The organism is Pedobacter sp. 01T416_2, assembly GCF_056398925.1.
Window position 1 is genome coordinate 1 of record NZ_JBFTQI010000653.1, and the last position, 3,415, is coordinate 3,415.

Genomic DNA, 3,415 nt, shown 5'->3' on the forward strand with positions numbered 1-3,415 from the left:
GCTTATATTCCGATGTAAAAGAATATTTTCGAAATCGAGCCCTATAGTTAAATCAATCCAATCTGGATTACAAGATCTTACCAAACGTTCTTTTTGCATGCGTGTAAACCGGCTAATTGATTTAAAACGCAGCAAAGCTTGTGCTTCTGTTTTAAACTCTTCAAAATAAACAAGGCGGGTTAATTGTTGCCCGTTATCAAAAAATAAGTTTGGCATCTGTTTGTAGAAATCCAGCGTCTTCATTAAATCAGAGCTCATGCCCACGTGCATACTTGTACGATTTCTGTCGGTAACGATATAAACAAACTTTTTCATGATCTTGTGTTTAAAACTTAAAACTAAACTATTTAGTATACCCTCTTGCAAATCAAAATAATATTACTAACTTTATGAGCATAAAATTACTAACTATTTTAGTAATTCCAAATTTATTTTAAAATTTATTTTTATGTCAAATATTTCAAATAATTTAAAGTACCTCAGGAAGAAAAAAGGCCATACACAGCAAAATTTCGCTGATATAATGGAAATCAAGAGATCGCTCATCGGGGCTTACGAGGAAGACCGGGCGGAACCTAAATATGATTTGCTAAAAAAAATAGCCGAATACTTTGATCTTACCATCGATGAATTCATCAATGAGAAAATATCTGACAGCTGGAAACCGAAGCCAAAAAGCCAGGGATCCAACCTAAGGGTACTGAGCATTTCTGTTGATCAGAACGATCGCGAAAATATCGAATTGGTTCCGGTTAAAGCAAGCGCTGGTTACTTGAACGGTTTTTCTGATCCTCAATATATTAGCGACCTACCTAAATTCCAACTTCCATTAGCTGCATTAAGACAAGGTACCTTTAGGGCTTTTGAAATTATGGGCGATAGTATGTTACCAGTTCAACCAGGTAGTGTGATTATTGGCGAATACCTGGATAACTGGAATGAAGTAAAAACCGGCGAAACGTACATCGTGATTAGTAAAAATGAAGGTGTAGTATACAAAAGAGCGGGTAACCGTTTCAGAGAGAATAAAGATTTAAAGCTGATATCAGACAATAAGGTATATGATGCCTATACAATTGCTGCCGACGACATCCTGGAAATCTGGAAAGCCAAGGCATATATATCTACCTCATTACCAGAACCTGCACCAGATCCAACAATGGAAACTTTGACTCAGATGATGGCGCAAATGCAGAAGTCAATCTCTCAATTAAATAAAAATTAACTTTTTTTAACAAGGCCCGATTAAACCGTTTGCGTTTTTATGTATCTATTCATTTAACAAACACATAAAAAACAGAACATGAAAAAAGCAATTTTAACAATAGCAATTGCAGTAATGGGATTAACCGCTGCATTTGCTCAAGACACTACAAAGAGAGTAAGACGGGCAATGCCTAAAATGACTGCCGAGCAAAGAGCAGAAAAGGTTACCGCCAGATTAGAGAAACAGCTAAGCTTAACCGCTGATCAAAAGACCAAAATTTACGCCATTGAATTGGAAAACGCAAAGAAAATGGAGGCTTGGAGATCTGCTGATCAAGGCGATATGAAAGGCAAAATGAAAGAACGCAAAGCCGCTATTGATGAGCAAAAAGCTAAAATAGATGACATTTTAACTGCTGAACAAAAAACCAAAATGGATGCTTTCCGCGCCGAAGCCAAAGAAAAGGGTGAGAAAATGAGAAAAGGRATGGGTGGAAGAGGTAAAAAAGACAAAGCACCTGTAGTTTCTAATCCTCCTGCACAAGGATAAATAGCTCAAACATTAATTAATTATATTTTTGAAAGCGTTCCGATTATTCGGGGCGCTTTTTTTACTTTTGACCGATGAGCAAAATTGAACAGTTTCTTAACGGCAAACTTCAGGAACGAAAAGATAACCTTTCGATCAGGAATTTATCGACGAACATTCCTCCTTTTGATTTTTGTTCTAATGATTATTTAGGTTTTGCTAGATCTAGTGAATTAAAAAAACTGATCGACGATACCATAGCCACACTCCCTAATTACCTGAACGGAGCTGGTGGTTCGCGACTGTTAAGCGGAAATACCGCATTTATTGAAGAAACCGAACAGTTTATTGCCGATTTTCACCTGGCTGAAAGTGGATTGATCTTTAATTCCGGTTATGATGCCAATGTAGGGCTATTATCGAGCATCCCGCAGCGTGGCGATACGATTATCACTGACGAATTGATTCATGCGAGTATTATAGATGGCTGTAGGTTAAGTCATGCTACACGTTATAAATTTYTTCATAACGATATAAACGATCTTGAAACTAAACTGAAACTGGCAAAAGGAAACATATTTGTGGTGGTAGAAAGTGTTTATTCTATGGATGGAGATATTGCACCATTAATAGACGTGTCTAACCTTTGCGAACGCTACCAGGCCAACCTGATTGTAGATGAAGCTCATGCTACGGGAGTTTTTGGTGCAAGTGGCAGCGGATTAATCAGCCAGCTTAACCTGACCAGTAAAGTATTTGCACGAATTGTAACCTTTGGAAAAGCCTTAGGCGTACACGGAGCCATTATTTTAGGAAGTAAAAACTTACGCCATTACCTTATTAATTTTGCAAGATCGTTCATTTACACCACAGCTGCTCCCATTCATAATATAGTTGCAGTTAGATCGGCATACCAACACTTAAATAAAATTGATCATCAGCTGATTCATCAAAAAATTGCATTGTTTAGAAAAATGTTAAAAGAGCAAAACATTAGTGCACTTGATAGCAAAAGTACTATTCAGGGTATTTTGTTTTCATCAAATCAAGCGACTAAACTGGCCGCTACGGCACTGCAAAGCAAAGGTTTTGATGTACGGGCAATATTAAGCCCAACAGTAGCTTTGAGCAAAGAACGGCTCAGAATCTGTCTTCACAACTTTAATACCGACGAGGAAATTATTTCGTTGGTTAACCATCTTAAAGAATTGAATTAAATGGCTAAATATTTTATCACAGGCATTGGAACAGGTATYGGAAAAACATTAATCAGTGCCATTTTAACCGAAAAACTAAAAGCAGATTATTGGAAACCAATCCAATCGGGAGATTTAGATACCAGCGATAGCATAACATTAGGTAGTTTAATAAGCAATACGCAAACCGTTATCCACCCGGAAAGCTACAGATTAACACAACCCCTATCACCGCATTTATCAGCGAGATTAGATGGTATTGAGATTGATCTGAACAAAATCAATATGCCTTTAACGGAGAACAATTTGATTATTGAAGGTGCTGGGGGTTTAATGGTACCCTTAAACGAAAAAGAGCTGATTATCGACCTGATCAAAAAGTTGAATGTTGAAGTGATACTGGTTTCACAAAATTATTTAGGCAGCATTAACCATACACTTTTATCCGTCAATCTGCTTAAACAATACGAAATTCCGGTTAAAG

5 protein-coding genes are annotated in these 3,415 nt (G+C 37.1%); 4 read left to right on the forward strand and 1 reads right to left on the reverse strand.

Features of this window, described 5'->3' with window-relative positions; all coding sequences use genetic code 11:
- On the reverse strand, positions 1–315 hold a 315-nt coding region (locus tag AC1DPQ_RS21835; RefSeq protein ID WP_477610861.1), incomplete at its 3' end, for a GIY-YIG nuclease family protein.
- A gap of 133 nt (positions 316–448) precedes the next feature.
- Here AC1DPQ_RS21835 and AC1DPQ_RS21840 point away from each other — a divergent pair.
- The 4 genes from AC1DPQ_RS21840 to bioD form a co-directional block, all read left to right on the forward strand.
- Positions 449–1,225: an XRE family transcriptional regulator gene (locus AC1DPQ_RS21840; protein WP_086546492.1), complete on the forward strand. Its 777-nt coding sequence runs from the start codon at positions 449–451 to the stop codon at positions 1,223–1,225.
- 78 nt (positions 1,226–1,303) lie between these two features.
- Positions 1,304–1,756: a hypothetical protein gene (locus AC1DPQ_RS21845; RefSeq protein ID WP_477586271.1), complete on the forward strand. Its 453-nt coding sequence runs from the start codon at positions 1,304–1,306 to the stop codon at positions 1,754–1,756.
- Positions 1,757–1,830: 74 nt separating this feature from the next.
- Positions 1,831–2,952, forward strand: coding sequence for an aminotransferase class I/II-fold pyridoxal phosphate-dependent enzyme (locus tag AC1DPQ_RS21850; protein WP_477610862.1), 1,122 nt, complete (start codon positions 1,831–1,833; stop codon positions 2,950–2,952).
- The coding region (gene bioD, locus AC1DPQ_RS21855) for a dethiobiotin synthase (protein ID WP_477610863.1) at positions 2,953–3,415 on the forward strand (463 nt) is incomplete at its 3' end.